Genomic DNA, 2,323 nt, shown 5'->3' with positions numbered 1-2,323 from the left:
CGGTCGGCGGTGATGATTCCGGCCCGGTGCTCCAGCTTCGCCCGCCCGCTCCACAACCGGGCGGCCAGGGGAGCGGCCTCCACCTCGGGGTGGGTTTCGACGAACGCGGCCAGCCGGCCCGCGGTCTCGGCCAGGGCCTGTGGTGTCCGCCCGGACACCACCACCGGCACCGGCCCGCACCGCCCCTCCGACTCACCCCCACCCCCACCCTCGCCCCCGGCCCCGGCCGGAGCAGGAGCCGGTTCCGGCTCCGGTTCCGGCGCCGCCTCCAGAATCACATGCGCGTTCGTCCCGCTGATTCCGAAGGACGACACCGCCGCCCGGTGGGGGTGATCGGAGTCGGGCCAGGGCATCGATTCGGTGAGCAGCGAGATGCTGCCCGCGCTCCAGTCGACGTGATGGGACGGCTGATCCACGTGCAGGGTCGGCGGGAGCACGCCGTGCCGCATGGCCTGCACCATCTTGATCACGCCGGCGACGCCCGCGGCGGCCTGGGTGTGTCCGATGTTGGACTTCACGGACCCCAGCCACAACGGCCGCTCAGCACTGTGCTCGCGCCCGTACGTCGCCAGGAGGGCCTGTGCTTCGATCGGGTCGCCCAGCGTCGTGCCCGTGCCGTGCGCCTCGACGATGTCCACCTGGCCCGCGCTCAACCGCGCGTTGGCGAGGGCTTGTTCGATGACCCGCCGTTGCGACGGTCCGTTGGGGGCGGTCAGGCCGTTGGACGCGCCGTCCTGGTTGATGGCGGATCCGCGCAGCACAGCGAGGACCGGATGGCCGTTGCGCTGGGCGTCGGACAGCCGCTCCAGCAGCAGCAGGCCGACACCCTCGCCCCAGCCGGTGCCGTCCGCCGCCTCCGCGAACGGCTTGCAGCGGCCGTCCACGGACAGTACGCGCTGGCGGGAGAACTCGATGAACGCGCCCGGGCTGGACATGACCGTGGCGCCACCCGCCAGGGCCATCTCGCACTCACCGTTGCGCAGTGCCTGGGCGGCCAGGTGGAGAGCCACCAGGGATGAGGAGCAGGCGGTGTCGACCGTCACCGCCGGGCCCTCGAGCCCGAACGTGTAGGCCACACGCCCTGAAGCGATGCTCGCGGCGCTGCCGTTGCCCAGGTAGCCCTCGAAGCCGTCGGGGGTGTTCTGCATGAGGCGTGCGCCGTAGTCGCCGTAGATCACTCCGGCGTAGACGGCCGTGTTGCTTCCCTTGAGGGTGGTGGGGTCCATACCGGCCTCTTCGAAGGCTTCCCAGGCTGTTTCGAGGAGCAGCCGCTGCTGGGGGTCGGTGGCCAGAGCCTCGCGGGGGTTCATGCGGAAGAAGTCCGCGTCGAACTGGTCGGCGTCGTGCAGGAACGTGCCGTAACTCGTATAGCTCTTGCCGTGGGCCGCAGGATCAGGGTCGAAGAGGTTGTCGAGGTCCCAACCGCGGTTCGTCGGGAAGCCGGAGAGACCTTCGCGACGCTCGGCGACCAGGTCCCACAGATCAGCGGCGGAGCGCACGTCACCCGGGAAACGGCACGACATCGACACGATGACCACCGGATCGTCCGACGTGTCGGCACCGGCGAACACGGGCGCGGCCGATCGGCTCGCCGATTCCAGCAGTTCGGAGCCGATGTGATCAGCCAGGGCCTGCGCGTTCGGGTGATCGAAGATCAAGGTGGCCGGGAGACGCAGCCCGGTGGCGGAGTCGAGCCGGTTGCGCAGCTCCACGGCGGTGAGCGAGTCGAAGCCCAGATCCTTGAACGGCTGCTGGGGGTCCACACCGGCCGTATCCGCGTGCCCGAGGACGGCGGCGGCATTGCTCCGTACGAGGTCCAGCAGCAGGCGCCGCTGCTCTGCGGACGTAAGTCCGGCGAGCTGCTGTGCCAACCCCGAAGCCTTCCGGGGAGCCGCCTGCGCAGCACGGCGGAGTGAGCGGGGAGCGAGGTCGCGCAGGAGGGCGGGCACGTTGTCCGTGGTGCGGAGCGTGGATGAACTCAGCGGCGCGCACAGGTGATACGCGGACGGGCTGGTGAGGGCGGCATCGAGGAGTCGGAGGCCTTCCTCGGTGGTGAGGGCGGTGTTGTTGCGGGTGAGGTTGGTGTTGGTGTTGGTGGTGGTGAGGTGGTGGGTGAGGTTGGTGGTGTGTTTCCAGTAGCCCCAGGCGAGGCTGGTGGCGGGTTGGCCGTGGTGGTGGCGGTGGTGGGCGAGGGCGTCGAGGTAGGTGTTGGCGGCGGCGTAGTTGGCTTGTCCGGGGTTGCCGAGGGTGGCGGCTGCGGAGGAGTAGAGGATGAAGGCGGTGAGGTTGAGGTGTTGGGTGGCGTGGTGGAGGTTGTGGGCGG

1 protein-coding gene is annotated in these 2,323 nt (G+C 70.2%); it reads right to left on the bottom strand.

The genetic code is table 11. From position 1 onward, the window contains the following. A partial coding sequence (locus ACWD0J_RS41180) for a type I polyketide synthase (protein ID WP_451500992.1) occupies positions 1 to 2,323 on the bottom strand: 2,323 nt, incomplete at both ends.

The sequence above is a fragment of the Streptomyces sp. NPDC003011 genome, assembly GCF_053591515.1.
Note: the sequence above shows the minus strand (reverse complement) of the source record. Positions and strands in the feature narration are given on the sequence as shown.